The following is a 26,033-nucleotide window of genomic DNA, read 5'->3' as shown; positions in this document are numbered from 1 at the left end:
GCGCCGGCCATCCGGTCAGTTGCGGCCCGCGAAAGAGGCCATGTTCTGCGGTGTGACCAGCTCAAAGGGTACCATAACCTGCTGTTCGACCGGCTCATCCCGGGCGAGTGCGAGTGCGGTATCCAGCGCGCTTGCAGCCTGACCGGCGGCGTTCTGGAACACGGTCACGTCCAGCTCACCCGCCTGCATCGCGGCCAGACCATCCTGCGTGGCGTCGATCCCGACGACGATCACCTCATCCATCTGGGTGCCCGCAGCCTTGAGTGCCTGAATGGCACCGATGGCCATTTCGTCATTATTGGCGAAAATCACATCAATCGGCCGGCCCGAGGTGATCCAGTTCGTGGTCAGGTCCATGGCATTGGTGCGCTGCCACGCCGCCGGCTGTTCGTCGGCGATGGCCACGTCCTTGCAATCCCCCGCAGCCAGGGTGTCACGCACCGAGGCGGATCTTTCGCGCGCCGCCTCATGCGCCAGATCGCCCATCAGGATATAGGCCTGCGCATTGCCCTGCTTGTCCTTGGCCTTCAGCAGATCGCAAGCGGCCTCGGCGCCAAGCTTGCCCGATTCAGTCTCGCGCGAGCCGACATAGGCCTGTGTCGCCGGCAGGCTTGCGATATTCGCAGGCTCAAGGTTCAGATAAACCAGAGGAACCCCCGCCTGCTCAGCCGCCGCCGAGATCCCGGGCGCGGCCGAGGTATCAGCCAGCGTCACCACCATTGCGTCGACACCAGAAGCGATGAAGTTGTTCACCTGATTAAGCTGTTTGGCGACATCGGTCTGTGCGTCCTCGATCTGCAGGGTCACGCCGTCCAGTTCCGAGGCGCGTTTCTGCAACCCCTCCCGCAGCAGAGTCTGGAAATTGTTGTCAAAGCTTTGCATCGAGACGCCGATGGTTTCTGCCCCTGCGGCAGCGGCGCTTAGCGCGGCGATCGAAGCCGCGGCGATGATCCGTTTCATTCTTCCTCCCTTGGGTGCGCGGCACCCCTTGCGTTCCCAGGCTCCGGTCGCGGGGCCATTGGTGCGTGCGCAGCCCTATCCCAGGGCCACGCGAACCTCGCCATTCACTATCTCTGTTGGATAGGTGCGCAGGTTTTCACAGGCCGGAAGGCGCAAAGCCTCGCCGGTGCGATAGTCAAAGGCGCCAGAGTGCTTGGGGCATTCCACCTCGAAATCCATCACCAGCCCGTCAGCCAGATGGATCGCCTCATGTGTGCACAGGCCCGCCGTGCACCAGACGCTGTCATCGGGGCCGCGATAGATCGCGTAGGTGCGGCTGTTGTGATCAAAGCGAATCGCGCCTTCCTGTTCGATATCGTCAAGTTTGCAGGCAGTTACCCAATCGGTCATTTGGTGGCTCCCCCGGCTTCCATTCGGGCTTTGCGGGCGGCAAGCTTTTCCTTGCGCTTGCGATAGCGTTGCTGCATCCGCGCCTCGCCTTCGGGCGAGCCGTCGTGCCAGGTGCCGAACCACTTGTCCAAGGGGATCAGCGCATCACCGTAGTTCACCTCGAAATACTTGTGATGCAGGTAATGGGCGTAGGCATGGCTATCGACGAGGCCGTTTTCGCCCACCTCAACCTTGTCAAAGCCGACATGGCCGGGGATGGCGCCAAAGCCCGCGTAATGCAGCTGATAAAGCATCACCACCGGGTTCGAAGGCAGGATCAAGTGATAGAATACCGTGGCAAAATACAGCAGGTGTTCGACCGGATGCATCGACAGGGACGACCAGGGCGAAGGGTTGACCGAGTTGTGATGTACCGAATGCACCCATTTATAAAGCAGCGGCGTGTGGATCAGCCGGTGGATGCAGAAAAAGTGGAATTCGTGAATGACCGGTACTGCGAGTGCGACCAGTGCCAGCGTCCAGGGACGCTCGGCAAAGCTAAGCCATGGCGCATGGCCGTTGGCATAAGCCCAGAGCATTACCACCTCGACCCCGGTCCAGATCGTCACCCCCGATAAAAACGTGCGCAGGATGTTGTCGATGTTCTGGCTTTCGAACCAGAAAGCTTTGCTGCGCTGTTCGGCGGGGAATTTTCCGTTGTATTTAAAGCGGTTTTCCTGACGGCGTAGCACATAGAGGTGCAGTTCAAACGCGCCGTAGAACAGTAAAACGCACAGGGCGTTCACCGCATAAAGCCAGCCGATCCAGCCCAGCCGGATGCTTTGCATCGACTCGACCGGAGGGATGATCCAGGCCCAGTAAGCGACTGCCGAAACGGCGAAGATCACGTTCCAGGGCAGGAAATAATGCGGCAGCCATTTCAGGATGGCCTTGATACGCGGGGGAAAGTCGAACAGCGGCGCAGGCTCGACAGGACGGTTCGGCGTCCAGTCGCCGCGCTTGTTACGCGTTCCATATTGCAGATCGTCCATGACGCTCTCCTCGGCGATGGGGATGGGGCGGAGGGCGTCATGCGCCATGGTCTGCCGGCCCTCCTCCTGCGGCAAGATGTAGCAGCAAGGTCCGGGGAAGCCGAAAGCTTCCTTGATCAAATCAGATCAAAGGCTTTCGGCGGTGATGGTGATAAAGCGGATGGGGTCCTGATCGGGCTCAATCTCGGTCAGGCCGATGCGGCGTAGTACCATATCAAGGGCGCGGCGGGCCTGCGCCTCTGGTGCCTGATCCAACACCACATCCATCACCCTGTCCCGCAGCGCCTGTGCGGTATAGTCGGTCAGCTCATGGCCGACAAAGAACAGATCGCGCCCGCGCGGATGCCGGCGCAGCACCTCGATCAGCGCCGCATTGGCTCCGCCCGCGTTGTACAGGCCAGCAAGATCGGGGTGCCGGTTCAGGGCAGTGAACAGCAGATCGGCGTGGCGGGCTTCCTCGTCGCGACCAAAGCCGACCCAATCGAACTCAAGACCTTCCGGATGATCGGCGAAATAATCCGAAAAACCCCGGATACGGTCGCGATGCACGCGATAGATCGGATGGCAGATCGCCATGATCCGCCCATTGTGGGGGCTCATCCGGGAAATGAACATCGCTGCGGTACGTCCAGCGGCGTAATTATCGATTCCAACAAACTCTCCCACTTCGTCCGAGGCTCGGGTGACGACATGGACTACCGGGATGCCCTTGGCTGCGATGCTCTCAATGGCATCCCGGATCAGCGGATGATCCGGAACCGCCAGAATCAGACCCGCCCGACGCATCCCGGCAGAGGAGATGCGGGCCGCAACCTCCGTCGGGTTCATTTCTTCGGCAAAACTGCGATGGACGATGATCAGAGGATCCAGCGTTGCAGAAATGCGTTCAAAGGCACGCGACAGGCGCCGGTAAAAGGTGGTCTCGGGCCGTACCATCAGCACCTCGATCCGCATCAGCCCGCGATGCGCGTCGGGTAATATACGCGGATAGTCGAGGGTTCGTGCGGCCAGCACAACCTTTTCTGCCGTCTCGGGCCGCACGCCCCCACGGCCATTCAACACCCGCTCAACCGTAGCGGTGCCAACTCCGGCAAGAAGCGCGATATCGTGGAAGGTCGGTTTCTTCGTGCCTTTGGTCATTATCGCAATATCGCCGATTCTGTGGCCTGTCCTGCAGGTTTGATAAACCTTCGGGATGTCGAGTGGGGCTGCAGGTAGGTTGCGGCAGGTCTGACAATCATTCGATCTGCCTTTGCCTCTTCATCCCTCTATAATCACTCGCACCCGTTGTCCCATGCTTGCTTTCCTTGGGCCATTCCTGGCAGTCACGGCCGGTGTTCACCTGCCTGAGCAGACGATTGTGCCGGGGAAGTGAAGCAGTCACGGCTTATCGGAGCTTTCCAGGCGAGACCTTATCCCTCGTCAGCTCTTAGCTGTTTCAGAGCGCTCCCGCAGTGCCGTGACATCTTTGATGCCAGCCGTTCCACCACCCTCCAAGATCAGACTGGGGCCATCCTTGGTAATCTCTACCCCTGTTACGCGGGTATAAGCCTCGACGTCATGGGTTTTGAGTGTCTCGCCGTTACTTGTTGCCTCAATTCGGAAACTGTAAAAACCAGACGGCAGTGGTTTGCCATCTTTGCCAATACCTTGCCATTCGATCTCACTGGTGTCAGGGCTGATCTTCTCACGCATGACTTCACGACCATTTTCGTCAAGCGTCACAAGAGTCATGGTATCGGCACCGGCGACGTCCTCAACCGTCAAAGCAAGAGGCTTGCCATCAAACCAGACCGGCTTGCTGGTTCGCACTTCGCGCCCTATCCAGTCCGAGAATTGTCCAAGCTCTCCTTCCTCGCTGGCTAGCAGCATCTCTTTCAGCAGGGCATTGGTCAAGACCTGCTGCTCAACACCCGAGAATGTGGCAAGCTGAACGGCGAAATCTGTGCCCTCCATGGGGTTTAATGGGTCCTGATTTCTGAGCTGCGCAGTCAGCATCCTCAGGAAAGTATCAAACTGGCCTTGTGCGGGATTGTTTTGAGAAGGCGCAGACCTGCCTGAGCGTTGTCCCGGTCCCATTTCAAAGGGTGGGATATTACCTGGTCCTGTCAATGTGATCTCCTATATTCTGATGTCAATTTCACGATTCGCTACGTTTCGACCTGTTCTTGACAGCACCGGTGGCGCTTTCCCGGTCGAAGCCTCTGGCTCATCCTCAGTGTTTCGCGTGGATTCTGGAACGCTTCCCCCTGATTGGCTATTCTTCCCGTTGTTGGAAAATGACACATCTGCTTTTCCAAGACCGGATTGGCGTAGTTCTTCCTCTAAAATTCCGGAATTTCTCCTAAGAAGCTGATAGGTTTCGTGCTGTTCTGCAAAAACAGAGACATGCATCTTTTCTCCGGGTGTGAGGATAATCTTCATTGGCCCTAAATCTTCTGGTGTCAGAATTATCTCTATCACCCCTTCAGCAGGATTCGATGCGCTGTATGCAGGTGCTTGGGCTATATGATTTGCATGGAGATAGGGCGGGCGGGAGGTAAGCGGAATTTTCCGATCTGGCGAGCCCGAGATAATTATATATTCTTGATTGGATGTGTTGTAGTTTAAATTCATCTCATTAAAGGGGCTCGGAAGTTTCTGATTTTCCTCCCCCGAGCCGCTTATGGAGGTAACGGATGAAACTTGGTCATGATCTTCCGTATAATCCACATATGTAAGGCGCGCGGTCTCTGCACGGTCATTAGTATATTTTTCAGATATATCGGATAGGAGGTCGCTTTCGCCAGTACCCCTTGATAAAGTGGCGGTCAGGTTTGTGCTGTTCATCCGATCCGGATGCGCTGACTGATTTGGCTTCACTGGGCCATTAACTTCTTCACCACTTCTGGACGCAAATATCTCATCATAATCTACCAATTTGGCGAATGATTCGGTATGAGCGCTGGTTGCGGCTTCCGCCTGAGTGTCGGAGTCGTAGCTTTCACCCGAATCGGATCCCTCCGCTTCACACTCGCGCAAACAAGATATTTCGTTATGCACTTGAATCTGGTAAAAATGCTCATCCGTGAGAAGTGAATCGATTCCGATCGGCCCTGTCTCGGCCGGACTGCCTTGTTCTTGATTCCCGGTATCGGAAGTCAAAGCTTCCTCTTCCCCGTCTGGTTGATCAGGTCTCTTCTCATATGCGTCGATGAAATCTGGCCGATCATACCTGTTGGAATCCACCTTGTTCTGGGAATCGGAGATGCCATGCCGATGCGTAGGTAAAATCTCAAAACCGATGCGTATCATTGATGGCTCCATAGGGACGGTATCGCTATGGAATACTACAAGAACGTTACCAAATATTTACTCCTCCTCCATAGAATGAAGTCGTGTAAACTTCAAACAAGGGTATTACTACATGGAGCCGGTTGGATGGATGCCCAGTCCTACAGTGAAAAGCGGAACGATAACAAAACCTTATGATGGGCTCGAGCGGATGTTCCTTTCAGAGATGCTGAAATACGCGTGGCCGCAACAGACATCCTCAGGGTTTGGGGGCGGTGTGGGGGAGGAGCATTTTAGCAGCTTTTTAAAGGATGCCTACGCTTCTCAGCTTGCACAGCGTCTGGCGCTAAATCTGCATATATCGGATATGGGGTAAAAATGAAACCATTACAACTGCTACACCAGGTTCAAGAGCATCTTCTGGAAGCTCGGATTGTCGATGCAATGAAGGGCATCAGGCAGTTTGAAGAGTTGGTTCTTGCTGGAAAGGTGGGGGGTGAAAATGCATCAGGATGTACTGAAGCTCTTCTTACGATTCGGGCATTGATTACAGCTGTGAGAGACGGTGCGGCGGCGGTCCGATACCAGTTTGATGAGATCATGGCCCTCACCCGCAGTATCTATATCTATGATGAGTATGGAAAAAGGACGGATTGTTATCCTGCGGTGGATAAGGGATATAGATTTTGAATAAATTTTTTCATGATATTTGATTGCATCACAGGACCTGAAGAGGCAGGTAAAGAGTAGAGATGATTTCCGATGTAGAGAAAATCGGGATCTCTTTGTTCGGTAGATGCCGAGCTGTCTTGAGTGGGACATAGTGTCCGGAAATAATCGAGGTTAAAGATGTCCAGTATTCTGACTAATAATGGTGCAATGGTCGCACTGCAAACCCTGAAAGGGATTAACGCGAACCTCAATAAAACGCAAAATGAAATTTCAACGGGGAAAAAAGTAGCTACGGCAAAAGATAATGCTGCCGTTTGGTCGATTGCTAAGGTGATGGAATCGGATCAATCGACTTTTAAAACCCTGCAGAGCAACCTTAACCTGTCGCAGGCAGTGGTAACGACCGCACTTGATGGGGCGCAGCAGATTGGCGATCTGCTGGTGCAGATGAAAGACCTGGCGGCCAGCGCCGGCAGTGATGCGAATGACTTTGGCACTGTCAATGAGCAGATCGTGCAGCTGAAAAACCAGATTGTCTCAATTATCGATGGCACCCAGATGAACGGGGTCAATCTGCTTAAAACTAATCCGGTTGGTAGCTCGACATCCTTTACCGTCCTCGCATCTCTGGACCGGACTAAAGGCGAGACGACGACGACCGCTCAAACGATTACCGTAAATTCTGTGAATTTCGAAGAGAAAATTGAAGGAGTTACACTGACCACTATCACCAATGCAGCGACGGCGCAGACCGCAATTGGTGAGATCGAAACTATGATCGAGGTTGCCAAGAAGGGTGCTGCGCAACTGGGTACAGCGGCGAAGCGGATCAGCGATCAGTCAGATTTTGTTTCAAGGCTCGCGGACTCTCTTACTACCGGAATTGGTGCTTTGGTGGATGCTGATATGGAGGAGGCTTCTGCGCGGCTGCAAGCGCTCCAAACTCAACAGCAGTTGGGCGTTCAGGCACTTTCTATCGCAAACCAGGCGCCTCAAAATATCCTGGCTCTGTTCCGTTAATTAAACGGGGTGCCTTTAGTGGCGCCCCAATTAAATGAACGCTGTTCTGGATATGTTATATGAGTGTTGGTTGTGTGAATTTTAGTGACTTCAAAGGATATGATGAAGTTAGAAACGAGAGAGATCATGAATATGCCGCTTTTCTTCGTTCTACACGGGAACTGCAGGCTGCTAAAATTTCAAATGACCGCAGGTTAATTTTAAATTCTGTAGTTTACAACAATCAGCTTTGGGTTGTATTGGCTGATGATGTGCGATCCCCTGGGAATTTATTGCCAGAAGATGTGAAGGTGGGAATATTATCTCTTTCCTCCTTTGTATTGAAATACGGGTTTCGTGTGCTTGTGGAGGAAGCGTCTGTTGATGTTTTAATTGATATAAATAAAGCTATGATGAGGGGGGTGGGCAGGTAAACTTATGTGCCGTTCTGTGCAGAACTGTCATTCATCCTCTGGGCGACTTTGTAGTTGGTGGTTTGCTTTAGAATTTGACCATGTACCATGGCGTTTTTACAGAATTAGTGGGTGAGTGACTTTGAGTTATACTGTTCAAATTGGGGTCGGGGGGTATGCTGGTTGGAAGGTTTTGGAGAGATCTATGACCAGGCAGAAAACCGCGTACGCTCAAAGTTCCCAAGTAAAGCTTGTTTCTAAATACTTTTCAGATAATGCTTCAAAAATTAGAGACGTAGATGATCTTATCGGGGACCAAAAAATATTTTCCGTCGTCCTGACTGCCTTTGGTCTCGATTCGGATATAAAGAATAAGTACTTTATCAAGAAAATTCTTACCTCGGATCCGGATGATAAGAATAGTTTTGTTAATAGAATTTCTGATAAAAAATATCTTGACATGTGCAAGGCCCTTGCCTTTCCTTCGTCATTAGATGAAGGGTGGAAGGGGTTGGATATAGAACGTATTCTTGGCAAGTATGTTGAGAAATCATTTGCAAAAAATGTTGGCTTGCAACATCCGGAGATAGAGATTGTTCTTAACGGACGTCGGGAGCTTCAAGATTTGGTTGAATCGAGTGTAACCGATAACGCCAAGTGGTATCATATTATTTCCTCGAAATCCTTGCGCACGGTTTTTGCGGGGGCTTATGGCCTTACAGCTGGGTTTTCGGGACTTTCTGTTGATAGGCAACTTTTAGAGCTTAAGCGGAGAACTCTTAAACTTACCGGGGCAGATGACGTTAAGCAATTTGAATCTGCGGAGTCTGTGGATAAGTTATTTGATAGATATCTCATACGTAGCAGTGTAGACCTTTCAGCATCATCAAAATATTCTGCAGCTCTCACTTTAATCAGAGGGTACTGATAGGCGTTATTTCAAGGGTGTTTTTTGTTTTTCGATTGAAATATTTATAATTTTATTGCTGTTCTTGTGGTTTGGTTTTTATACATGCTTAGGCCGTGTTGACAAAAGGGATTCACAGGACGTGCTGGACGTGATTCAAGCTGGTCTCTGCGATGGAGACCAGCTTGGCACGAGACCTGATGTCGGACGAGGAATGGGCGTTTCACGAGCGCTTCATCCTGGCGATCCGCGCCCCGAATGGACGAAAGCCCACCAACCATCGCCTTGTTCTGGATGGGATTTTCTGGATCGCCAGCACCGGATCGCCTTGGCGTGACTTGCCTGATGAGTTCGGCAGGTGGTCGTCGGTCTATCGCCAGTTCCGGCGCTGGACCCTTGCCGGGCTTTGGGAGGGGATGCTGGAGGCCCTCAACGCGAGCGGGCTGGCACCCCGGACGCGCTCCAGATGATCGACAGCACTGTGGTCCGCGCCCACCATCAGGCTGCGGGCGCAAAAGGGGGACTCCGCGACAGGGTTTTGGCCGTTCGCGCGGTGCATTCACGACCAAGGTCCATCTCCGCGTCAACGGCGCGGGCCTGCCCATGAGGTCGGACATCACGCCGGGCGAAACTTCGGACTATCGCGGCTTCGATCTGGTCATGGACGACAACCTGCCCGAGCCCTGCGTTCTGCTTGCCGACCGTGGCTATGACTCCGACAAGGTGAGAGAAAACATGGAGGCGCGCAACATCGTGCCAGTCATCCCGATGCGCAAGTCCCGTAAGTTACGCGTGGCTGTGGACCGCACCCTCTACCGTTTACGCAACCTCGTCGAGCGCTGCTTCAACAAGCTCAAGAACGCCTGCCGCGTGGCGACCCGCTACGACAAGACCGCCGAAAGCTTCCTGGGCTTCATCGACATCACCTCGATCCGACTTTGGTTTCGCCATTTGTCAACATGACCTGGTTTGTGTTGGCGAAAGTGATTTCGGTGGTCGACGACCTGTGTTTCAAGCTCATCTCTATGCGGGGAGATGGAGCTTGGCGCGCAACCTGATATCCGATGATGAGTGGGCCTTCCTCGAAGGCTTTATTCGTGCCGTCCGACACCCGCATGGGCGCAAGCTATCCAATCATCGTCTTGTTCTGTATGGGATTTTCCGGACTGCAAGAAGCGGTGCGCCCTGGCGCGACCTGCCCGAAGAGTTCGGCAAATGGTCCTCGGTCTGCCGTCAGTTCCGCCGCTGGACCCTGGCGGGGCTGTGGGAGGACATTCTGGACGCGGCTCGGACCACGCGGGAATTGCACCTTACAAACTCCAGATGGTCGACAGCACCGTGATCCGCGCCTGTCATCATGCGGCGGGCGCAAAAGGGGACTCCGAAAGAGGCTCCTGGCCATTCGAGAGGTGGGTTCCCGACCAGGATCCATCTCCGCGGCAACGGCGCGGGCCCCGATGAGGACCGGGATCACGCCGGGCCAGAACTCCGACCATACCGGCTGTGATCTGGTGATGGCTGACAACTTGCCGCAGCCTGCGGTTCTGGTGGCGGACAGGGGAAATTCGGGAAGAGATCGAAAGCCGCAACGCCCTGCCGATGATCCCGATGCGCAGGAACCGCAAGGTTCGAACGGTTGTCAACATGACCATCTATACGCTGCGCAACATGGCCGGGCGGTGCTTCAACAAACTCAAGAACAGCCCCCGGCTGGCAACCCGCTATGACAAAACTGCAGCAAGTTTCCCCGGCTTCGTCGACATAGCATCCATCAGGCTATGGATCCGCCAGTTGGTAACATGAACCAGGTAATTTTTAATATAAGAGCGGGCAGGGGCAGGTCTCGTCATCTCAGACCGTTAACCCGTGGATTGCTCCTGTGAAGCCTGATCGGGCGCGACTTCTCAAACAACGGCCATCACACGCCAAAGTGTTCGTGTGACGCGAGTGTGACTACCGCGCTCTCCCTGACGACGCTCTGCAAGACAGTGATCGTAATCCTGCCTTTCTCTGGACGCACATCTGCGATTAAAGGGCCGGGATATTCGGCGGTGCCGAGAAAGCATGAGATCCGGACGATGCAGGAACGACCCGAGGACGATAGCGCAGACCTGGCCATCCATCTCGACGAGGTGGGCCATGAAGTTGCAGGCCGTCCTGTGCTCTCAGGGCTGACATTATACTCGACTGCGCGGCGTATCGGTGTGGTCGGCCGCAATGGCTCGGGGAAAAGCACGTTGGCGCGGCTGCTTGCCGGACTGATAGCCCCGAGTTCGGGGACCATTCGCATCGGAGGACATGATATTTTCAGGGATCGCCGTGAAGCGCTTGCGACAGTAGGTATCCTCTTTCAGAACCCTGAGCATCAGATTATCTTTCCGCGCGTTAGCGAAGAAATCGCTTTCGGCTTGCGGCAACAGGGCCTGGACAAACATGCAGCCGCCGCGAGGGCCGAGGCCGTGCTGCACAGTTTTGACAAGCTGCACTGGAAGGATGCCCCGATCTCGGCGCTGTCACAGGGACAGAAGCATCTCGTCTGCATGATGGCGGTGTTGGCGATGCGCCCACGGCTTCTGATCCTTGATGAACCTTATGCCGGGCTTGACATCCCGACCCGCCGCCAACTTGCGCGCTACCTGCGGCGGGTCAATACGCGGTTGCTGCATATTTCGCACGAGCCATCGGATCTTGAAGATTGTAAGGAATTGTTCTGGTTGGACCGTGGTCGCATCGTTGCCCAAGGTACGCCGGCTGAGGTCCTGCCGCGCTTTACGGCCGAGATGATCCGTCTGGGGGATCTGGATGATATCGCTGACCTCGCCGGTTAAGACACGCGCCCATCACTGGCCGGCGGGGCTCAAGCTTGCGGGGCTGTGCCTTGCATCGACCGGGCTGTTCCTGACTGGCAGTATGGTCGTTCATGTGACGGCGCTGCTGTTGGTTCTGGCGCTTTACGCCGCACCGGGCACAGCCTTTTTCCGCGCGGGCATGTGCGGGATGCGGGTGGTTGTGCCCTTTGTCCTTATCCTGCTTGTCTGGCATGGGGTAACGGGGGACTGGCAAAGCGGGGCGTTGATCACGTTGCGTATGGTGACGCTGATCGGGCTCGCCAATCTTGTTACCATGACCACAGGGCTTGAGGATCTGGTCGAGGTGCTGCAACACCTGACAGCGCCCCTTGGCCGGTTGGGCCTACCCGTGCATCTGCTTGATACGGCCATCCCGCTTGTCATCCGCTTTACGCCAGTCATTGTCGAGCGGGCCGGAACGCTGGCCGAGGCCTGGCGCGCCCGATCTTGCCGCCGTCCGGGCTGGAGGCTGATCCTGCCCTTGACGCTGCAAGCTCTGGACGACGCCGATCATGTCGGAGAAGCTTTGCGGGCACGCGGCGGGCCGCTTGGCTCTCCCCAACAGGAACCCTGAGACCGGAGAAACCGAATGGAACGGAATATCGCCCAGATCGCCCTGTTCGCGGCCATGATTGCGGCGCTGGGGCTGGTGCCGCAGATCACGCTTGGCTTTGGCGTGCCGATCACTGCCCAGACGTTGGGCGTCATGCTGGCTGGTGCGGTCCTTGGGGCGCGGCGTGGCGCTGCGGCGGCCGGGCTGTTTTTGCTGCTGGTTGCGCTTGGCCTGCCGCTTCTTGCTGGTGGGCGCGGGGGGCTCGGCGTTTTTGTCTCGCCGACAGCAGGATTTGCACTTGGGTTTCCGGTCGCGGCCTTTGCAACCGGGCTGTTCGTCGAACATGTGCGGCTGCATTCGGCGGGGCTGGCGGCTGGGCTGGGGGCGGTCTTTGGTGGGATCCTAGTCCTTTATCTGCTTGGGGCCAGCGGGCTAGCCCTTGTCAGCGGCAAAAGCCTGATCGAAGCATTCCGCCTCGTTGCGGTCTTTATTCCGGGTGATCTGTTAAAGGCGGCGATCACCGGTATGCTTGTGCAGGCTTTGGCAAGGGTAAGGCCGCAGATGCTTGCCTGGCATCGTGTCCCGGCAGGTCCGCGCGATTTCCGCCTGTGAATCCGGCGACGGCCCGCTTTGTCCCGGCCCGGCGCGAAGCAGTTCTCAGTTACGGGCTGCGTGGACAGAATGCGCCGGTTGCGACGGCGCTTCTTGACTGCCTAGCGCAAGGGTTGCCGGTCCATGCCAGCCATCAGGGCATCCGCCCGGCCGGGCCCCAGCCTGCGCCTTGGCTTTTCTGTCAAAGCTCGGGCTCGGGCGGGCGCGTCAAGACAATCCGGCGCAGTCATGGCTCATGGATCGCAAGCTTTGAGATCAGCCGTGCCGCCTTTGGCCTTTCACCGCGCGACCGCTATGCAGTGCTGGGCCAGCTTGGCCACTCACTGGCGCTTTATGCGACGTTAGAGGCGCTGCATCTTGGCGCGGGGCTGTTGCTGCTTGCCGGAGACAGCCCACACAGCCAAATGCGGCAACTAACGGATAGTGCGGCGACGGTGCTTTATGCGACGCCCGCGCAATTGCGACGCTTGCTGATGGCGGATGCGGGTCCGTTGCACAGTTTGACCCATGTGTTTTGCGGCGGTGGCAAGCTGGATCCCGATTGCCGCGCGGCGATGGCGGCGCTGTGCCCGAATGCCGTGATCCGCGAGTTTTACGGCACCTCGGAGACCAGTTTCATCACCATGGCTGACGGTGCGACGCCCGAAGACTCGGTGGGTCGTGCCTATCCGGGGGTGAGCCTGCACCTGGGCCCCGCAGGGCGGATCGCGGTCGCGAGTCCGTATCTTTTTGACGGCTATGCCGAGCCAGACCTGCCACTGCCTCCCCGGGAGGAAGGCCACCTTGTCACCGGTGATATCGGTTGGCTGGACGGGGCAGGCCATCTTTTCCTGCGGGGCAGAGAAAGCCGCATGGTTCTGGTCGCGGATCGGAACCTTTTCCTTGAGGATGTCGAGGCGGCGCTGGCTACAGCCGGGGCGGGGCTTTGCGCGGCTCTTGCGGTCCCGGACCCACGGCGCGGCCATTCCGTCCTTGCGGTGGTTGAGGGGCATGGCGATGATACGCTGGCAGCGCGACTGCGCCGGGCCTGCCGCGAGGCGCTGGGGGATCACGCTGCCCCGCGTCGCATCATCTTTTTGCCGCGTCTGCCAGTGCTTGCCTCGGGCAAGCCGGATCTGGCGTCGCTGGCACGCTGCTTTGGGGCAAAAGCATGAGCGATCCTGTCATCCTTGCTGCGCGTCGCAGTGCTGTCGTGCCGCGTAACGGCGCTTTCCGCGCGCTTGAGCTGCACCAGATCGCTGCTCCGGTCATCGCGGATCTGCTGCGCGATGCTGGGCTGGCAGCAGATAATGTCGATGAGCTGATTTTGTCGAACGCGCTTGGCGGCGGGGGCAATCCTGCCCGGGTGGTGGCGCTGGCGGCGGGGCTGGCCGAGCGGGTGGCCGGCCTGTCGATCGACCGGCAATGCTGCGGGGGCATGGATGCGGTCATGCTGGCCGATGCCCTGATCCGCTCGGGTCAATGCGAGGTTGTCATTGCGGGCGGGGTTGAAAGCTATTCCCGACGCCCGCTTCGGCTGCGCACCGATCCAGAGGGCGGCGCGCCCGAGGCCTATGACCAGCCGTCCTTTACGCCATGGCCCGAACGCGATCCTGATATGGTCGCGGCGGCCGAGGCCATATCGCTGCGGCTCGGGATCACGCGCGAGGTTCAGGACCAGTGGTCCATCGCAAGCCACGCGCGGGCGCTTGCCGCCAGGATACATATGCGGTCTGAGATTACAGCGATTGCGGGGATCGATAGTGATCCGTTCGCACGCTCAATGACAGAGCGGCTTTGTAGCCGCGCGCCGGTGTTACGGGGCAGTATCACCACCGCAAATGCTGCGGTTGCGGCCGATGGGGCAGGGTTCTGCCTGATGGTTTCAGCGCGGCTGGCGCAAAAGCTTGCGCACAGCGGCTGGCGTATGCTTGCCGGGGCGACGTGCGGGGCTGATCCTGAATTGCCGGGTCTTGCCCCGGTCGGCGCGATCCGCGCCGTCATGGCGGCGACCGACCTTTGCCCCACCTCTTTTGAAGCTGTCGAGATGATGGAAGCCTTTGCCGTTCAGGCAATCGCCTGCGCCCAGCTGACTGATCTGCCGCAGACGCTGATCAATCGCGGCGGCGGGGCGCTTGCGCGGGGTCACCCGATTGGCGCATCGGGGGCAATCAACCTCGTGCGTCTGTGCCATGAGCTGGGCTTGCCCGGTCAGCGAGGCCTGGCCGCCATCGCTGCTGCGGGCGGGATTGGCACGGCGGTTGTGCTTGAGCGGCTGGGCCAGTGATAGATCGGGCGCGACCTCCGCCAAAGCGGCCGCGCCCTATGGGCTTACTCGGGCAGGATACGCACCGCACCCTTGTCGGCCGAGGCAGCGAATTGTGCATAGACCTTAAGCGCGCCCGAAACCTGACGCTGGCGCGGCTGCGCGGGTTTCCAGCCCCGGGTCTCTTGTTCGGCGCGACGGGCGGCCAGCTCGTCATCCGGGACCGCCAGACGGATCGAGCGGTTGGGAATGTCGATCTCGATCAGGTCACCGTCATGCACCAGACCGATGATGCCGCCGGCAGCGGCTTCGGGGCTGACATGGCCGATGGACAGGCCGGAGGTCCCGCCCGAAAAACGGCCGTCGGTGATCAGCGCGCAGGCTTTTCCAAGCCCCTTGGATTTCAGGTAGCTGGTCGGATAGAGCATTTCCTGCATGCCCGGCCCACCTTTGGGTCCTTCGTAACGGATGACGACCACATCCCCGGCCTCGACTTTGCCGGTCAGGATGCCCGAGACAGCCGCGTCCTGGCTTTCATAGACCTTGGCCCTGCCCGAAAAGACCAGGATGGATTCGTCCACGCCTGCGGTCTTTACGATGCAGCCATCGACGGCCAGATTGCCTTTGAGCACTGCCAGACCGCCGTCCTTTGAGAACGGGGTTTTGGCTGAACGGATAACGCCCTTTTCGCGGTCCAGATCCAGATCGGGCCAGAGTGAGGATTGGCTGAACGCCACCTGTGTCGGTACGCCGCCCGGCGCGGCCATGAACAGCTGGCGCGTCTGCGGATCGTTGCTGCGCACGATATCCCATTGGTCGATAGCCGCGCCGATGGTCGGGGCATGGACCGTGGTGCAATTACGATCGACAAGTCCGGCGCGGTCAAGCTCGCCCATGATCGCCATGATGCCGCCGGCGCGATGGACGTCCTCCATATGCACATCGGCCTTGTTCGGCGCGACCTTGCACAGGCAGGGCACCTTGCGCGACAGGGCGTCGATGTCGTCCATGGTGAAATCGACCCCGCCTTCCTGCGCGACCGCAAGCAGGTGCAACACGGTGTTCGTCGAACCGCCCATGGCGATATCCAGCGACATGGCGTTATAGAATGCGGCCTTGCTGGCGACCGAGCGTGGCAGGACCGAGGCATCATCCTGTTCATAATAGCGGCGGGTGATGTCGACGATACGCCGGCCAGCCTCAAGGAACAGGTTCTTGCGATAGGCGTGGGTTGCCAGGGTCGAGCCGTTGCCGGGCAGCGACAGCCCCAGCGCCTCGGTCAGGCAGTTCATTGAGTTGGCGGTGAACATCCCCGAGCACGAGCCGCAGGTCGGGCAGGCGGCCTCTTCGATAGCGGTCAGATCTGCGTCCGACACTTTGTCATCAGCCGCAGCGACCATGGCATCGACCAGATCCAGCGCGACCTTGCGGCCATCGCCCAGCGTGACCTTGCCCGCCTCCATCGGTCCGCCCGAGACAAAGATCGTCGGGATGTTCACCCGCATTGCTGCCATCAGCATGCCGGGGGTGATCTTGTCGCAGTTCGAGATACAGACCATGGCATCGGCGCAATGCGCGTTGACCATATATTCAACCGAGTCGGCGATCAGTTCGCGCGAAGGCAGCGAATAAAGCATGCCGTCATGGCCCATGGCGATACCGTCATCGACCGCGATGGTGTTGAACTCTTTGGCGATACCGCCAGCCGCTTCGACCTCGCGCGCAACCATCTGGCCCAGGTCCTTCAGGTGCACATGTCCCGGCACGAACTGGGTAAAACTGTTTACAATCGCGATGATCGGTTTGCCGAAATCGCTGTTTTTCACCCCGGTCGCACGCCAGAGGCCGCGGGCCCCTGCCATATTGCGGCCATGGGTGGTGGTGCGGGAACGATATGCGGGCATGGCTGGGTTCTCTGTCGTCTGATTGTCCGTGCTGAGCGGCCAGTATCACGAAGGAATTGGCGAAGTTATCCCTTATCACGCCAAGCGGGCAGGGACAGCCCCGAATTCACGCCTGGCCCGTCAACCCGTCAAGTATGCGCTGGCTGCGTCGCAGGATAGTTACCGCGACCAGAGCCACCACAAGCCACAGCGTCCAGCTCAGCACCGGCCAGCCAAGCCCGGCAACCCAAGCCAGGATCTGAGCCAGCGCGCCAATCGTTACCGCCGCCATGCGATGCGATTTTGAACCCGGCCCGCGGAAATCCGACCCCAGCCCCGCCGCCCGGCCAAACTCCCTCAGGTAGGCGGTAGTGATCGCCAGCGCCCCGGCAAGCAGGCCAACACCCCAATAGCCTGCCGCCATGCCAAAGCCGGTCAGGATCAGCACATCCGACAGCCGGTCCGGTACTTCGTTCCAGAAAGCGCCATCGGGTGACCCCATGCCGCCTTCGACCGCGACCAGCCCGTCAAATAGATTGCAAAGCAGGCGCAGCTGACAAAAGAGCGCCCCCAGAAGCAACAGCAGCCCCGCTGCCCATTGCGAGCCGACAAGTGCGGACAGGGCAAAGGCCGCACCCGCAAGCACTGCCGCCACGACCGAACCCATGGAGATGCGGTTCGGCTCGATCTGGCGCGCGACCAGCCATCGGGTGACCCGCGCTGCCCATTTCGTATTGCGGCTGGCGATCGGGCGCCGGCTGAAATCCTCGGTCACATCCACCCCCAAGCAAGAATGTGCAAAAATACCGGAGCCGAAAAGACCAGACTGTCCAGCCGGTCAAGAATGCCTCCATGCCCCTGGACCAGTGTACCCCAGTCCTTGACCCCGCGGTCGCGTTTGATCGCTGACATGATCAGCCCGCCCAAAGTGCCAAAGCCGGTAACGGTCAGGGCGATCAGCCCTGCCTCCCACCAGCGGAAAGGGGTGATCGGCGTCAGCGCCATCCCCAGAACCGTGGCGCTCAGCATGCCTCCGACCAGCCCCTCAACCGTTTTCGAGGGTGAGACGCGCGGGGCCAGCAGGTGGCGGCCGATGCTCTTGCCCCAGATATATTGCAGCACATCCGAGGCTTGCACGACCAGGATCAGCCATGCGACCAGCGTAAAGGCGCTGTAGCGGTAAAACGGGATGTCCAGTGTCAGAATCGCCGGGATATGCGACACGCAATAGACGCAGACCATAAGCCCCCATTGTGTTTCTGACACGCGGGTCAGAAAGCCCTGCACCTCGCCTTTAAACACGGTGATGACCGGCAGCAGCAGAAAGCTGTAAACCGGGATCAGCAGCGCGGCAAAGACCGGGACTTCGAAATAGACCAGCAGATATTGCAAAGGCAGGATCAGGTAAAAGGCGATGGCCAGCCCGTCATGATCGTCGCGCCGGGTATGGGTGATGGTGGCAAATTCACGCAGTGCCGCCATCGAACACAGTGCAAAGAACAGCGTGATTGCCCCCGCGCCAAGGGTAAAGATCAGGGCAAGCACGCCGATCATCACCCACCATGCGCGAATGCGCTGGGTCAGGTTCCCCGCCGTTGGTTCGGTGACCCTGCCCGAACGGATCAGGAATTGCGCGACCAGTGTGGCAAGGATCAGAAAGGCGAAAAGCCCGTAGAACACATAGGCAGAAGGCGAGTGGAAACGGTCCATGGATCAGCCCTTTGCCTCGGCCAGCGCCAGCATGGCGGATGAGAGGCGGTTCAGGAAATCTTCGCGGCTTTCGCCCGGCCCGACCTGCATCGGGGTGCCAAAACGCACAGCGCAATTCAGAGGCACCGGCAGAAAGGCCCCTTTGGGCAGAATGCGGTCAAGGTTCAGGATCCAGGCCGGCACGATTTCTACCTCGGGGACGGTGCGGGCAAGGTGGTAGATGCCCGATTTCAGCGGCAATAGCCGCGCGTCGGTCAGATTGCGCGTACCTTCGGGGAAAAAGATCACGTCCTCGCCGCTGCGCAGCACCTCGGCCACCGCTTCGACCGGGTCCGAGCGCCGGCTGGCCGGGTCACGATCGATAAGCACGGCGCGGAATACATGATTGGCGGTCCAGCGCCGCAGGTCCGAACGTTCCCAATAATCCGCGCCCGCGACTGGCCGGGTTTGCAATCGCAACTGTTTCGGCAGAACCGACCAAAGCGCCACGAAATCTGCATGGCTGACGTGGTTGGCAACAAGAACGCGCGGCCCGCTGCCTTTAGGGGGCAGGTCGATGGCCCGCAGGCTTAGCAGCACTCGCGCCGCAGCAACCAGTCCGGCGCGGGTCATTCTGGCTGCGATTGTCGCCGTCATCTAACCCCCAGGTCAGTCCGTTTAGTCAGGTTCTTGCATGAAACCCGGTCAAGACGGAAGGGGGTGACGCATGCTACGGCGTCAGGGTCTGCTTACCCCAGCCACAGATCGCGCAAAAGCGCCTGCGCCAGATGGTCGACCGACCCGCCGTCGATACGGACCTCGCGTTCATTTCCGCCATAGGAAACGCGAAGTGTGTCGCCGCTGACCTCATATTCGCCCGAGACCAGCGCACCATTGCGACCTGTCAGAATGACTGTGCCTTTCATGATCTCATCCCTCGTTCTTGTTCCATATGTGCACTGTGGACGGCGTCAGTGGCGGTAAGGAAGTACGACCTTTGGATGGTGTGGACATCTGTGGATTCATGGACACACCCACACGCCGTTCACCTTTCCGTGTGGGAAGTTCTGGCGGTTGACTCGGGACCATCCTGTCAATAAACGAACGGTCATACGGAAATGGTGGAGGCGATTTTGGGCCGCAAACGAACCATCAGCCGCGATGAACTGATGTCCGCCATCGAAAGGGTGGCCCGACGTGTCGGTGCGGCCGGTCTCAGCATTGATGCAGTCGCCAAAGAGGCCGGAATCAGTAAATCCAGCGTGGTTTATGATTGCGAAAGCAAGGCCGGGCTGCTTGCCGCTTTCATACGTCACAAGATGGCCCAGCACCGTGAGGTTTTCGCTGAAATTCAGGCGCGACATGAAGGCAAGCCAAATACCATGCTGCTGACGCTGATCGACAAATGCCGCCGGGTTCCGACCGAGGAAGAGCTTGAAATCGCATTGCTGATCAGTGCGAGCATGGGCGAACATGCCGAATGCCGTGAGATCATGCGAGAGGTGATCTCTGGCGACATCCAGGCCGTTGCCGAACAGGCCGGAGACCGCAAACGGATGCTCATGACGCTTCTGGCCCTGCATGGCATGGCGTTTCTCGAATTTTTCGGTTTCAGCCGGTTCGATCAGGAAACCCGTGATGACATTCTCGATGAATTGATGGCGATCGCGGAAAGCGATCCTGGCGCAAACGGAGACTGACCTCCCACACTGAGGTTCACAGGAAAGACCCTATGAAAAAACCAATTTTTCCCGGCCTGGGCGCCGGGTTCGTGCTTTGCTGTCTGCTGATGGGGCCTGCTCTGGCCCAGCAGCTGCCGCCGCCGCAGGTCAGCGTACTGGAAATCCAGCCCGAAGCATTGCCGGTAATCAACGAGCTGCCGGGCCGTGTTGCCGCCACCCGCATCGCCGAAGTGCGGCCGCGGGTCGGCGGTATCGTCATTGAGCGCGTCTTTGAACAGGGCGGCAAGGTCGAGGCGGGCGACGTTCTTTATCGCATCGACCCCGCGCCCTATGACGTACGTGTGGCCAGTGCCAAGGGGACGCTTGCGCGGGCCCAGGCAACGGCGCTGAACGCTGCCGATCAGGAAAAGCGGGCTCGTGCCCTGCGCGAACGCAAGGTGACGGCGGGCGTCGATCTGGACAACGCGACGACCGCCCTTGCGCAGGCAGAGGCCGATGTCGCCATTGCGCGTGCCTCGCTGCAAGAGGCCGAACTGAATCGCAGCTACACAGATGTTACGGCTCCGATTTCGGGCGTCGTCGGCCGCGCGCTGGTGACCGAGGGCGCGCTGGTCAACGCCCAGACCGACATCATGGCGACGATCCAGCAGCTTGACCCGGTCTATGTGGACTTTACCCAATCCTCGTCCGAGCTTTTTGCCTTGCGCCGCGCTTTGGCTGCGGGGCAGCTTGCGATGCTTTCGTCTGATGAAGCCGAGGTACGGCTGATCTTTGATGACGGCACGGAATATACCCATTCGGGCAAACTGCTGTTCTCGGAAGCAAGCGTGGACAGCTCGACCGGGCAGATCACGCTGCGGGCCGAGTTCCCGAACCCCGAGGGCGATCTGCTGCCGGGTCTTTACGTCCGCGTGCGGATTGAACAGGCGGTACGCGACAACGCCCTGATCGTGCCGCAAATGGCGGTGCAGCGCGACCAGTCGGGTCAGGCCTATGTCTATGCGATGAAGGATGACGAAACTGTCGAGCGCCGCAATGTGACCCTTGGCCAGACCACCGATAACCGCTGGCTGGTCGAAGCGGGGCTGAAGCCGGGCGACCGGGTTGTGGTTGCGGGTGCACAAAAGCTGTATCCCGACGCCAAGGTGGTTGCGCTCCCGGCAAATGCGCCGGCTGCAACCGAAGCCCCGGCCGCTGCGGAAGAATCCGCTCAGCCCGCAGCGCAGGAGTAAGCGGATGGCACGGTTCTTCATTCACCGGCCAGTGCTCGCCTGGGTAATCGCGATCTTTTTCGTCATCGCGGGGATTTTGTCCCTGCCGCTGATCCCGGTCGCGCAATACCCGCAGGTGGCATGGCCACAGATCACCATTTCGACCGCCTACACCGGTGCCGCGCCGGGCGAGATCAACCGCGCCGTCGCCCAGCCCATCGAGGATGAGCTGAACGGCGTCGAAGGGCTGGCCTATTACGAATCCGTTTCGGATTCTTCGGGCGCCATGTCGATCACCGCGACATTCGAACCGGGAACCGACGTTGCCCGCGCTCAGGTCGATGTGCAGAACGCGGTCGCCCGGGTCGAACCTCTGTTGCCGCAAAGTGTGGTTGATCAGGGTATCCTGATCGAAGAGGCGGGCACCGGCTTTTTGATGTTGGTTGCTCTGACCTCTGATGACGGCACGCTGAACGACATCGCGCTTGGGGATTACCTGAACCGCAACGTGGTGGGCGAGATACGCCGCATTGAGGGTGTCGGTCGCGCACAGGTCTTTGCGCCGGAACGTGCACTGCGCATCTGGGTCGACCCGACCAAGATGACCGGGCTTAACCTCAGCTCGGCCGAGATCGTGGCAGCGGTACGGGCGCAGAACGCGCAGGTTGCGGCAGGCAAGGTCGGCGCAGACCCGAACCCCATCGGCCAGCAGCTGACCGCGACCGTGCTGATCAAGGGTCAGCTCGACGATGTCGATGAATTCGGTAACATCGTGCTGCGCGCCAATCCCGACGGCTCGACCGTGCTTTTGCGCGACGTGGCGCGGCTTGAAATCGGGGCAGAGAGCTACAGCTTCTCGTCGCGTATCAACGGCAAGCCGGCGGCGGCGCTGGGTATCCAGCTTTCGACGACCGGTAACGCGCTGAACACCTCGGAGGCGGTGCATGAGAAGATGGAGGAACTGTCCCGCTTCTTTCCGGATGGGGTCACCTACACCATTCCCTATGACACCACACCTTTCGTCGAGGCCTCGATCGAAAAGGTTCTGCATACGCTGCTAGAGGCGGTGGGACTGGTTTTCCTGGTGATGTTCCTGTTCTTGCAGAACTTTCGCTATACGATCATCCCGACCGTTGTGGTGCCCATCGCGTTGATGGGAACGGTGGCCGTCATGCTGGCGGCGGGCTTTTCGATCAACGTGCTGACCATGTTCGCCATGGTGCTGGCCATCGGCATCCTTGTCGATGACGCGATCGTGGTGATCGAGAACGTCGAACGCATCATGGCAAGCGAGGGTTTGCCGCCACGTGAGGCGACGGAAAAAGCCATGGACCAGATCTCGGGCGCTATCGTCGGCATCACGCTGGTCCTGGCGGCGGTCTTTGTGCCTATGGCCTTTTTCCCCGGTTCGTCGGGTATCATTTATCGCCAGTTCGCGCTGACCATGGTGGTGTCGATCCTGTTCTCGGCCTTCCTCGCGCTGACGCTGACGCCGGCGCTTTGCGCGACCTTCCTCAAGCCCATCAATGGCCATCACGAGAAAAAAGGTTTCTTTGGCTGGTTTAACCGCAACTTCGACCGGCTGACCAACCGCTATACCCGCGTGGTCGGCTTTGTCACGAGGCGGCGGCTGGTGATGATGGTCTTTTATCTGGCGCTTGTCGGAGCGACGGCCATGGGCTTTCTGCGCCTGCCGACCAGCTTTTTGCCGAACGAGGATCAGGGCTTTATCATTACCGATATCCAGACCCCGCCGACGGCCAGTTCGAACCGCACCGATGAGGTGCTGACGCAGGCCGCACAGATGTTCCAGCGCAACGACGCGGTCGAGAATACCGTGGCAATCCGGGGCTTCAGCTTTTCGGGGCAGGGGCCGAATGCCGGGCTGATGTTCGTCACCTTCAAGGACTGGGCCGAGCGTGATCAGTCGGCACAGACCATCGCTGATGCCGCGAATATGGAGATGTTTACCTATCAGGACGCGCAGGCCTATGCGCTGTCTCCGCCTCCGATTCCCGGCTTTGGTTCCACTGGCGGCTTCAGCTTCCGCCTGCAGGACCGTGGTGGGCAGGGGCAGGACGCGCTGCTTGCAGCCGCCCAGCAGATCATGGCCAAGGCGCAGGAAAACGGCATCGCGACCGGCCTGCGCATCGAGGGTCTGCCCTCGGCCGCGCAGGTCTATGTCACCATCGACCGTGAAAAGGCCAATGCCTTCGGCGTGACCTTTGCCGATATCTCGGCGACGATCTCGCAATATCTGGGGTCGGCCTACATCAACGACTTCCCCAATGCCGGGAAGATGCAGCGCGTGGTCATGCAGGCCGAGGAAAACTCGCGCATGCAGGCCGAGGACATCCTGAAGCTCACCGTGCGCAACAGCAATGGTGGCATGGTGCCTTTCTCGTCCTTTGCAAGCGTAAGCTGGGAGCAGGGGCCGTCGCAGGTCGTGGGTTATAACGGTTATCCCTCGATCCGTATCGCGGGCGCTGCTGCTCCGGGCTACAGCTCTGGTGCCGCCATGGCCGAGATGGAGCGTCTGGCGACCGAACTGCCGCAGGGCTTTGGCTATGAATGGACTGGTCAGTCTCTGGAAGAGATCCAGGCCGGTTCGCAGGCGACGCTGCTTTATGCGATGAGTATTCTCTTTGTCTTCCTGCTGCTTTCGGGCCTTTACGAAAGCTGGTCGATTCCGCTGTCGGTGATGCTGGTGGTGCCCTTGGGCGTTCTGGGGTGTGTCGGGGCGGTGATGCTGCGTGACATGCCGAACGACATCTACTTCAAGGTCGGCCTGATCGCGATCATCGGTCTGTCGGCCAAAAACGCCATCCTGATCGTCGAATTCGCCAAAGAGCTGCGCGAACAGGGTCAAAGCCTGATCGAGGCGGCGGTACAGGCGGCCAAACTGCGCTTCCGGCCGATCCTGATGACCTCGCTGGCCTTTACGCTGGGCGTGGTGCCGCTTGCGATCGCAACGGGACCCTCGGCTGCCAGCCAGAACGCGATCGGTACCGGCGTGATCGGTGGGATGGTCGCGGCCACCGTCCTTGCTGTGTTTTTTGTTCCGGTGTTCTTCGTGTTCGTCCTTGGGCTTGTCAGCCGCCTGACCGGCGCAAAAGCTGAGAAGCCTGCAAAAGCCGATACGGCGGGCTAGGCTCCGGCTTCGCCGCAAGGGTACGGGCGGTCCCGGGGGCCGCCCGTGCTTTCCCTTCTTTTCCGCGACCCGGTTCCGGGCCGTTTCAAGCAGAGAGTTTCGGATGACTCATACCTTGTCTCTTTCCCGTCGCGGCATCCTGGGCGGGTTCGTCTCGACCCTGGCGCTTGCCGCCTGTAACCCGGTCACCTACACGGCGCCCAAGGCCGATGTGGCTACAAGCTTTGCCTCCAGCTCTCCGGCCCGGCGCGCCGGCTCGAACGCCTGGTGGGCAGCGTTTCGCGACAAGCGGCTGGATGCGTTGATTGCAGCGGGGTTAAAGCGCAACCTTGATGTCCAGACCGCTGTTGCCACGATCCGCGAGGCGCAGGCCAATGCCCGGCTGGTCGGTGCAAACGACCTGCCGCAGGCGCAGGCCGAAGGTGCGGCCGGACGCGCGCACAACGAAACCGGCGTGGTCGAAACCACCTCTGCGACGCTGGGCGTTTCGTGGCTGATTGACCTTTTTGGGCAGAACCGCGCCGCGCGCGAGGGTGCCTCGGCCCGGCTGGATGCGGCCTATCTGTCGGCAGAAGTGGCGCGGCTGACCGTCGCCAGCGCAATCGCCTCGGCCTATGTTGATGCGCGCTACTATCAGGAGACGATGGCTCTGACCCGCCAGAGCCTTCAAAGCCGCAAGCGCACGCTTGAGATGACGCGGACGCAGGATGCCTTTGGCAGCGCCTCGCGCCTTGAGGTGCTGCAGGCTGAGCAGCTGGTTGCCCAGGCCGAGGCGGCCTTGCCCGCGCTTGAGGTCGGGTTTGACCAGTCGGTGAACCGGCTTGCGACCCTGACCGCTGGGCGCAGCACCGATATCGCGGCGCAGTTGCGCAAGACGGGTGGCCAGCCGCGCGCGCGCTACAGCGCCAGCGTCGGTGTACCTGCCGATGTGATCCGGGTGCGCCCCGATGTGCGCATGGCCGAACGCAACCTTGCCGCAGCAGTTGCCGATGTGGGCGAGGCGCAGGCCGCCTTTTATCCGCGCCTGACCCTGTCGGGCACGATCACGCCGACCAATATCCGCGGTGGCGGCAGCATGAAGACCTGGGGCTTTGGGCCCCAGATCACGCTGCCCCTCTTTACCGGGGGTGCGAATGAGGCCCGGCTGTCGGCTGCGCAGGCGCGTGCCGAACAGGCGCGGCTGGCGTGGCAGGCATCGGTCCTGAAAGCGGTCGAAGAGGTCGAGAACGCGCTGGCCGGCTATAACCGCGACGCTCGCGCAGTTTCCGCGCAATCGCGTCTGGTCGATAACGCCCGCGAGACGGTCAGCCTGACCCGCAGTTCGTATGAACTGGGCGAGGCTGATTTCTTCCCGGTCCTGGATGCCGAGCGCAGCCTGCTTTCAGCCCGTCAGGAACTGGCGGCAGCGGTGCGTCAGCAGGCGCTGAACTTTGTCGCTCTCAGCGCAGCCTCGGCCGGCGGTGTCGGCCTGCCTGCCAGCTGAGGGTATTGACCGGCCGCAGGGAAACGGCCA

At 59.2% G+C, this 26,033-nt stretch carries 24 protein-coding genes and 2 pseudogenes; 15 read left to right on the top strand and 11 right to left on the bottom strand.

Annotated elements, in window-relative coordinates; translation table 11 throughout:
* Nucleotides 1–15: 15 nt before the first annotated feature.
* From F8A10_RS06320 to fliK, 6 genes are all read right to left on the bottom strand, one after another.
* Nucleotides 16–960, bottom strand: a complete 945-nt coding sequence (locus F8A10_RS06320) for a substrate-binding domain-containing protein (protein ID WP_152366932.1) — start codon at nucleotides 958–960, stop codon at nucleotides 16–18.
* 75 nt (nucleotides 961–1,035) lie between these two features.
* Entirely contained in the window at nucleotides 1,036–1,350 is a 315-nt protein-coding gene (locus F8A10_RS06315) for a MocE family 2Fe-2S type ferredoxin (RefSeq protein WP_010400267.1), read from the bottom strand.
* On the bottom strand, nucleotides 1,347–2,429 hold the full coding sequence (locus tag F8A10_RS06310) for a sterol desaturase family protein (RefSeq protein WP_010400266.1): 1,083 nt from the start codon (nucleotides 2,427–2,429) through the stop codon (nucleotides 1,347–1,349). The genes F8A10_RS06315 and F8A10_RS06310 overlap by 4 nt, the downstream gene beginning before the upstream one ends.
* A gap of 78 nt (nucleotides 2,430–2,507) precedes the next feature.
* Entirely contained in the window at nucleotides 2,508–3,521 is a 1,014-nt protein-coding gene (locus tag F8A10_RS06305; protein ID WP_152366931.1) for a LacI family DNA-binding transcriptional regulator, read from the bottom strand.
* Nucleotides 3,522–3,803: 282 nt separating this feature from the next.
* Nucleotides 3,804–4,460: a flagellar hook capping FlgD N-terminal domain-containing protein gene (locus tag F8A10_RS06300; RefSeq protein ID WP_152367348.1), complete on the bottom strand. Its 657-nt coding sequence runs from the start codon at nucleotides 4,458–4,460 to the stop codon at nucleotides 3,804–3,806.
* A 42-nt stretch (nucleotides 4,461–4,502) separates the two neighbouring features.
* Entirely contained in the window at nucleotides 4,503–5,675 is a 1,173-nt protein-coding gene (gene fliK / locus F8A10_RS06295; protein ID WP_193668087.1) for a flagellar hook-length control protein FliK, read from the bottom strand.
* 357 nt (nucleotides 5,676–6,032) lie between these two features.
* Between fliK and F8A10_RS06285 the strand changes: the two genes are divergently transcribed.
* From F8A10_RS06285 to F8A10_RS06235, 11 genes and pseudogenes are all read left to right on the top strand, one after another.
* On the top strand, nucleotides 6,033–6,344 hold the full coding sequence (locus F8A10_RS06285; RefSeq protein WP_010400260.1) for a hypothetical protein: 312 nt from the start codon (nucleotides 6,033–6,035) through the stop codon (nucleotides 6,342–6,344).
* A gap of 159 nt (nucleotides 6,345–6,503) precedes the next feature.
* Entirely contained in the window at nucleotides 6,504–7,346 is an 843-nt protein-coding gene (locus F8A10_RS06280; protein WP_085503153.1) for a flagellin N-terminal helical domain-containing protein, read from the top strand.
* Nucleotides 7,347–7,405: 59 nt separating this feature from the next.
* Nucleotides 7,406–7,759, top strand: coding sequence for a flagellar biosynthesis regulator FlaF (locus F8A10_RS06275; protein ID WP_085503155.1), 354 nt, complete (start codon nucleotides 7,406–7,408; stop codon nucleotides 7,757–7,759).
* 184 nt (nucleotides 7,760–7,943) lie between these two features.
* The gene (locus F8A10_RS06270; protein ID WP_152366928.1) at nucleotides 7,944–8,666 is read left to right on the top strand and encodes a DUF1217 domain-containing protein; all 723 of its coding nucleotides are present in this window, start codon (nucleotides 7,944–7,946) and stop codon (nucleotides 8,664–8,666) included.
* Nucleotides 8,667–8,818: 152 nt separating this feature from the next.
* Nucleotides 8,819–9,608, top strand: a pseudogene (locus tag F8A10_RS06265) (IS5 family transposase).
* Between the two features lie 43 nt (nucleotides 9,609–9,651).
* Nucleotides 9,652–10,448: pseudogene (locus tag F8A10_RS06260) on the top strand (IS5 family transposase).
* A 275-nt stretch (nucleotides 10,449–10,723) separates the two neighbouring features.
* Nucleotides 10,724–11,473 (top strand): energy-coupling factor ABC transporter ATP-binding protein, encoded by a 750-nt coding sequence (locus F8A10_RS06255; protein ID WP_152366927.1) that lies wholly within the window; start codon nucleotides 10,724–10,726, stop codon nucleotides 11,471–11,473.
* Nucleotides 11,448–12,068, top strand: a complete 621-nt coding sequence (locus tag F8A10_RS06250; RefSeq protein ID WP_152366926.1) for an energy-coupling factor transporter transmembrane component T family protein — start codon at nucleotides 11,448–11,450, stop codon at nucleotides 12,066–12,068. The genes F8A10_RS06255 and F8A10_RS06250 overlap by 26 nt, the downstream gene beginning before the upstream one ends.
* Before the next feature lie 15 nt (nucleotides 12,069–12,083).
* Nucleotides 12,084–12,659: a biotin transporter BioY gene (locus F8A10_RS06245; protein ID WP_010396512.1), complete on the top strand. Its 576-nt coding sequence runs from the start codon at nucleotides 12,084–12,086 to the stop codon at nucleotides 12,657–12,659.
* Nucleotides 12,656–13,813, top strand: a complete 1,158-nt coding sequence (locus F8A10_RS06240) for an AMP-binding protein (protein WP_152366925.1) — start codon at nucleotides 12,656–12,658, stop codon at nucleotides 13,811–13,813. Before F8A10_RS06245 ends, F8A10_RS06240 begins: the two co-directional genes overlap by 4 nt.
* Entirely contained in the window at nucleotides 13,810–14,925 is a 1,116-nt protein-coding gene (locus F8A10_RS06235) for a thiolase family protein (RefSeq protein WP_085502495.1), read from the top strand. Before F8A10_RS06240 ends, F8A10_RS06235 begins: the two co-directional genes overlap by 4 nt.
* A gap of 44 nt (nucleotides 14,926–14,969) precedes the next feature.
* Here F8A10_RS06235 and ilvD read toward each other — a convergent pair whose 3' ends face one another.
* The 5 genes from ilvD to F8A10_RS21075 all read right to left on the bottom strand — a co-directional run bounded on the left by ilvD (nucleotide 14,970) and on the right by F8A10_RS21075 (nucleotide 19,402).
* Nucleotides 14,970–16,808, bottom strand: a complete 1,839-nt coding sequence (ilvD, locus tag F8A10_RS06230) for a dihydroxy-acid dehydratase (protein ID WP_152366924.1) — start codon at nucleotides 16,806–16,808, stop codon at nucleotides 14,970–14,972.
* Between the two features lie 106 nt (nucleotides 16,809–16,914).
* On the bottom strand, nucleotides 16,915–17,562 hold the full coding sequence (locus F8A10_RS06225) for a CDP-alcohol phosphatidyltransferase family protein (protein WP_010396503.1): 648 nt from the start codon (nucleotides 17,560–17,562) through the stop codon (nucleotides 16,915–16,917).
* Nucleotides 17,559–18,497: a phosphatidate cytidylyltransferase gene (locus F8A10_RS06220; protein WP_152366923.1), complete on the bottom strand. Its 939-nt coding sequence runs from the start codon at nucleotides 18,495–18,497 to the stop codon at nucleotides 17,559–17,561. The genes F8A10_RS06225 and F8A10_RS06220 overlap by 4 nt, the downstream gene beginning before the upstream one ends.
* Nucleotides 18,498–18,500: 3 nt before the next feature.
* Complete coding sequence (locus F8A10_RS06215; RefSeq protein ID WP_029372091.1) at nucleotides 18,501–19,133, bottom strand: lysophospholipid acyltransferase family protein; 633 nt, start codon at nucleotides 19,131–19,133, stop codon at nucleotides 18,501–18,503.
* Nucleotides 19,134–19,225: 92 nt separating this feature from the next.
* The gene (locus F8A10_RS21075) at nucleotides 19,226–19,402 is read right to left on the bottom strand and encodes a hypothetical protein (RefSeq protein ID WP_010396497.1); all 177 of its coding nucleotides are present in this window, start codon (nucleotides 19,400–19,402) and stop codon (nucleotides 19,226–19,228) included.
* A gap of 243 nt (nucleotides 19,403–19,645) precedes the next feature.
* On the opposite strand from F8A10_RS21075, the gene F8A10_RS06210 reads away from it, so the two are divergent.
* The 4 genes from F8A10_RS06210 to F8A10_RS06195 all read left to right on the top strand — a co-directional run bounded on the left by F8A10_RS06210 (nucleotide 19,646) and on the right by F8A10_RS06195 (nucleotide 26,003).
* Nucleotides 19,646–20,176 carry a TetR/AcrR family transcriptional regulator gene (locus F8A10_RS06210; protein WP_227493342.1) on the top strand — a complete coding sequence of 177 codons (531 nt, stop codon included), beginning with the start codon at nucleotides 19,646–19,648 and terminating at the stop codon, nucleotides 20,174–20,176.
* A 32-nt stretch (nucleotides 20,177–20,208) separates the two neighbouring features.
* On the top strand, nucleotides 20,209–21,390 hold the full coding sequence (locus F8A10_RS06205; protein WP_010396493.1) for an efflux RND transporter periplasmic adaptor subunit: 1,182 nt from the start codon (nucleotides 20,209–20,211) through the stop codon (nucleotides 21,388–21,390).
* A gap of 4 nt (nucleotides 21,391–21,394) precedes the next feature.
* Complete coding sequence (locus tag F8A10_RS06200; protein ID WP_085502499.1) at nucleotides 21,395–24,520, top strand: efflux RND transporter permease subunit; 3,126 nt, start codon at nucleotides 21,395–21,397, stop codon at nucleotides 24,518–24,520.
* Between the two features lie 103 nt (nucleotides 24,521–24,623).
* On the top strand, nucleotides 24,624–26,003 hold the full coding sequence (locus F8A10_RS06195; protein WP_010396487.1) for an efflux transporter outer membrane subunit: 1,380 nt from the start codon (nucleotides 24,624–24,626) through the stop codon (nucleotides 26,001–26,003).
* Nucleotides 26,004–26,033 lie beyond the last annotated feature (30 nt).

It is taken from the genome of Paracoccus kondratievae (genome assembly GCF_009301415.1).
GTDB classification, from domain to species: Bacteria; Pseudomonadota; Alphaproteobacteria; order Rhodobacterales; family Rhodobacteraceae; genus Paracoccus; species Paracoccus kondratievae.
This window is presented reverse-complemented; position numbering and strand designations above follow the sequence as displayed.

Coding starts and splice junctions, on each gene's coding strand:
- ilvD (WP_152366924.1), bottom strand. CDS start 16,808: ATGCCCGCATATCGTTCCCGCACCACCACCCATGGCCGCAATATGGCA.
- F8A10_RS06210 (WP_227493342.1), top strand. CDS start 19,646: ATGTCCGCCATCGAAAGGGTGGCCCGACGTGTCGGTGCGGCCGGTCTC.
- F8A10_RS06270 (WP_152366928.1), top strand. CDS start 7,944: ATGACCAGGCAGAAAACCGCGTACGCTCAAAGTTCCCAAGTAAAGCTT.
- F8A10_RS06300 (WP_152367348.1), bottom strand. CDS start 4,460: ATGGGACCGGGACAACGCTCAGGCAGGTCTGCGCCTTCTCAAAACAAT.
- F8A10_RS06280 (WP_085503153.1), top strand. CDS start 6,504: ATGTCCAGTATTCTGACTAATAATGGTGCAATGGTCGCACTGCAAACC.
- F8A10_RS06310 (WP_010400266.1), bottom strand. CDS start 2,429: ATGGCGCATGACGCCCTCCGCCCCATCCCCATCGCCGAGGAGAGCGTC.
- F8A10_RS06195 (WP_010396487.1), top strand. CDS start 24,624: ATGACTCATACCTTGTCTCTTTCCCGTCGCGGCATCCTGGGCGGGTTC.
- fliK (WP_193668087.1), bottom strand. CDS start 5,675: ATGATACGCATCGGTTTTGAGATTTTACCTACGCATCGGCATGGCATC.
- F8A10_RS06315 (WP_010400267.1), bottom strand. CDS start 1,350: ATGACCGATTGGGTAACTGCCTGCAAACTTGACGATATCGAACAGGAA.
- F8A10_RS06205 (WP_010396493.1), top strand. CDS start 20,209: ATGAAAAAACCAATTTTTCCCGGCCTGGGCGCCGGGTTCGTGCTTTGC.
- F8A10_RS06305 (WP_152366931.1), bottom strand. CDS start 3,521: ATGACCAAAGGCACGAAGAAACCGACCTTCCACGATATCGCGCTTCTT.
- F8A10_RS06200 (WP_085502499.1), top strand. CDS start 21,395: ATGGCACGGTTCTTCATTCACCGGCCAGTGCTCGCCTGGGTAATCGCG.
- F8A10_RS06245 (WP_010396512.1), top strand. CDS start 12,084: ATGGAACGGAATATCGCCCAGATCGCCCTGTTCGCGGCCATGATTGCG.
- F8A10_RS06220 (WP_152366923.1), bottom strand. CDS start 18,497: ATGGACCGTTTCCACTCGCCTTCTGCCTATGTGTTCTACGGGCTTTTC.
- F8A10_RS06235 (WP_085502495.1), top strand. CDS start 13,810: ATGAGCGATCCTGTCATCCTTGCTGCGCGTCGCAGTGCTGTCGTGCCG.
- F8A10_RS06215 (WP_029372091.1), bottom strand. CDS start 19,133: ATGACGGCGACAATCGCAGCCAGAATGACCCGCGCCGGACTGGTTGCT.
- F8A10_RS06275 (WP_085503155.1), top strand. CDS start 7,406: ATGAGTGTTGGTTGTGTGAATTTTAGTGACTTCAAAGGATATGATGAA.
- F8A10_RS21075 (WP_010396497.1), bottom strand. CDS start 19,402: ATGAAAGGCACAGTCATTCTGACAGGTCGCAATGGTGCGCTGGTCTCG.
- F8A10_RS06250 (WP_152366926.1), top strand. CDS start 11,448: ATGATATCGCTGACCTCGCCGGTTAAGACACGCGCCCATCACTGGCCG.
- F8A10_RS06285 (WP_010400260.1), top strand. CDS start 6,033: ATGAAACCATTACAACTGCTACACCAGGTTCAAGAGCATCTTCTGGAA.
- F8A10_RS06320 (WP_152366932.1), bottom strand. CDS start 960: ATGAAACGGATCATCGCCGCGGCTTCGATCGCCGCGCTAAGCGCCGCT.
- F8A10_RS06255 (WP_152366927.1), top strand. CDS start 10,724: ATGCAGGAACGACCCGAGGACGATAGCGCAGACCTGGCCATCCATCTC.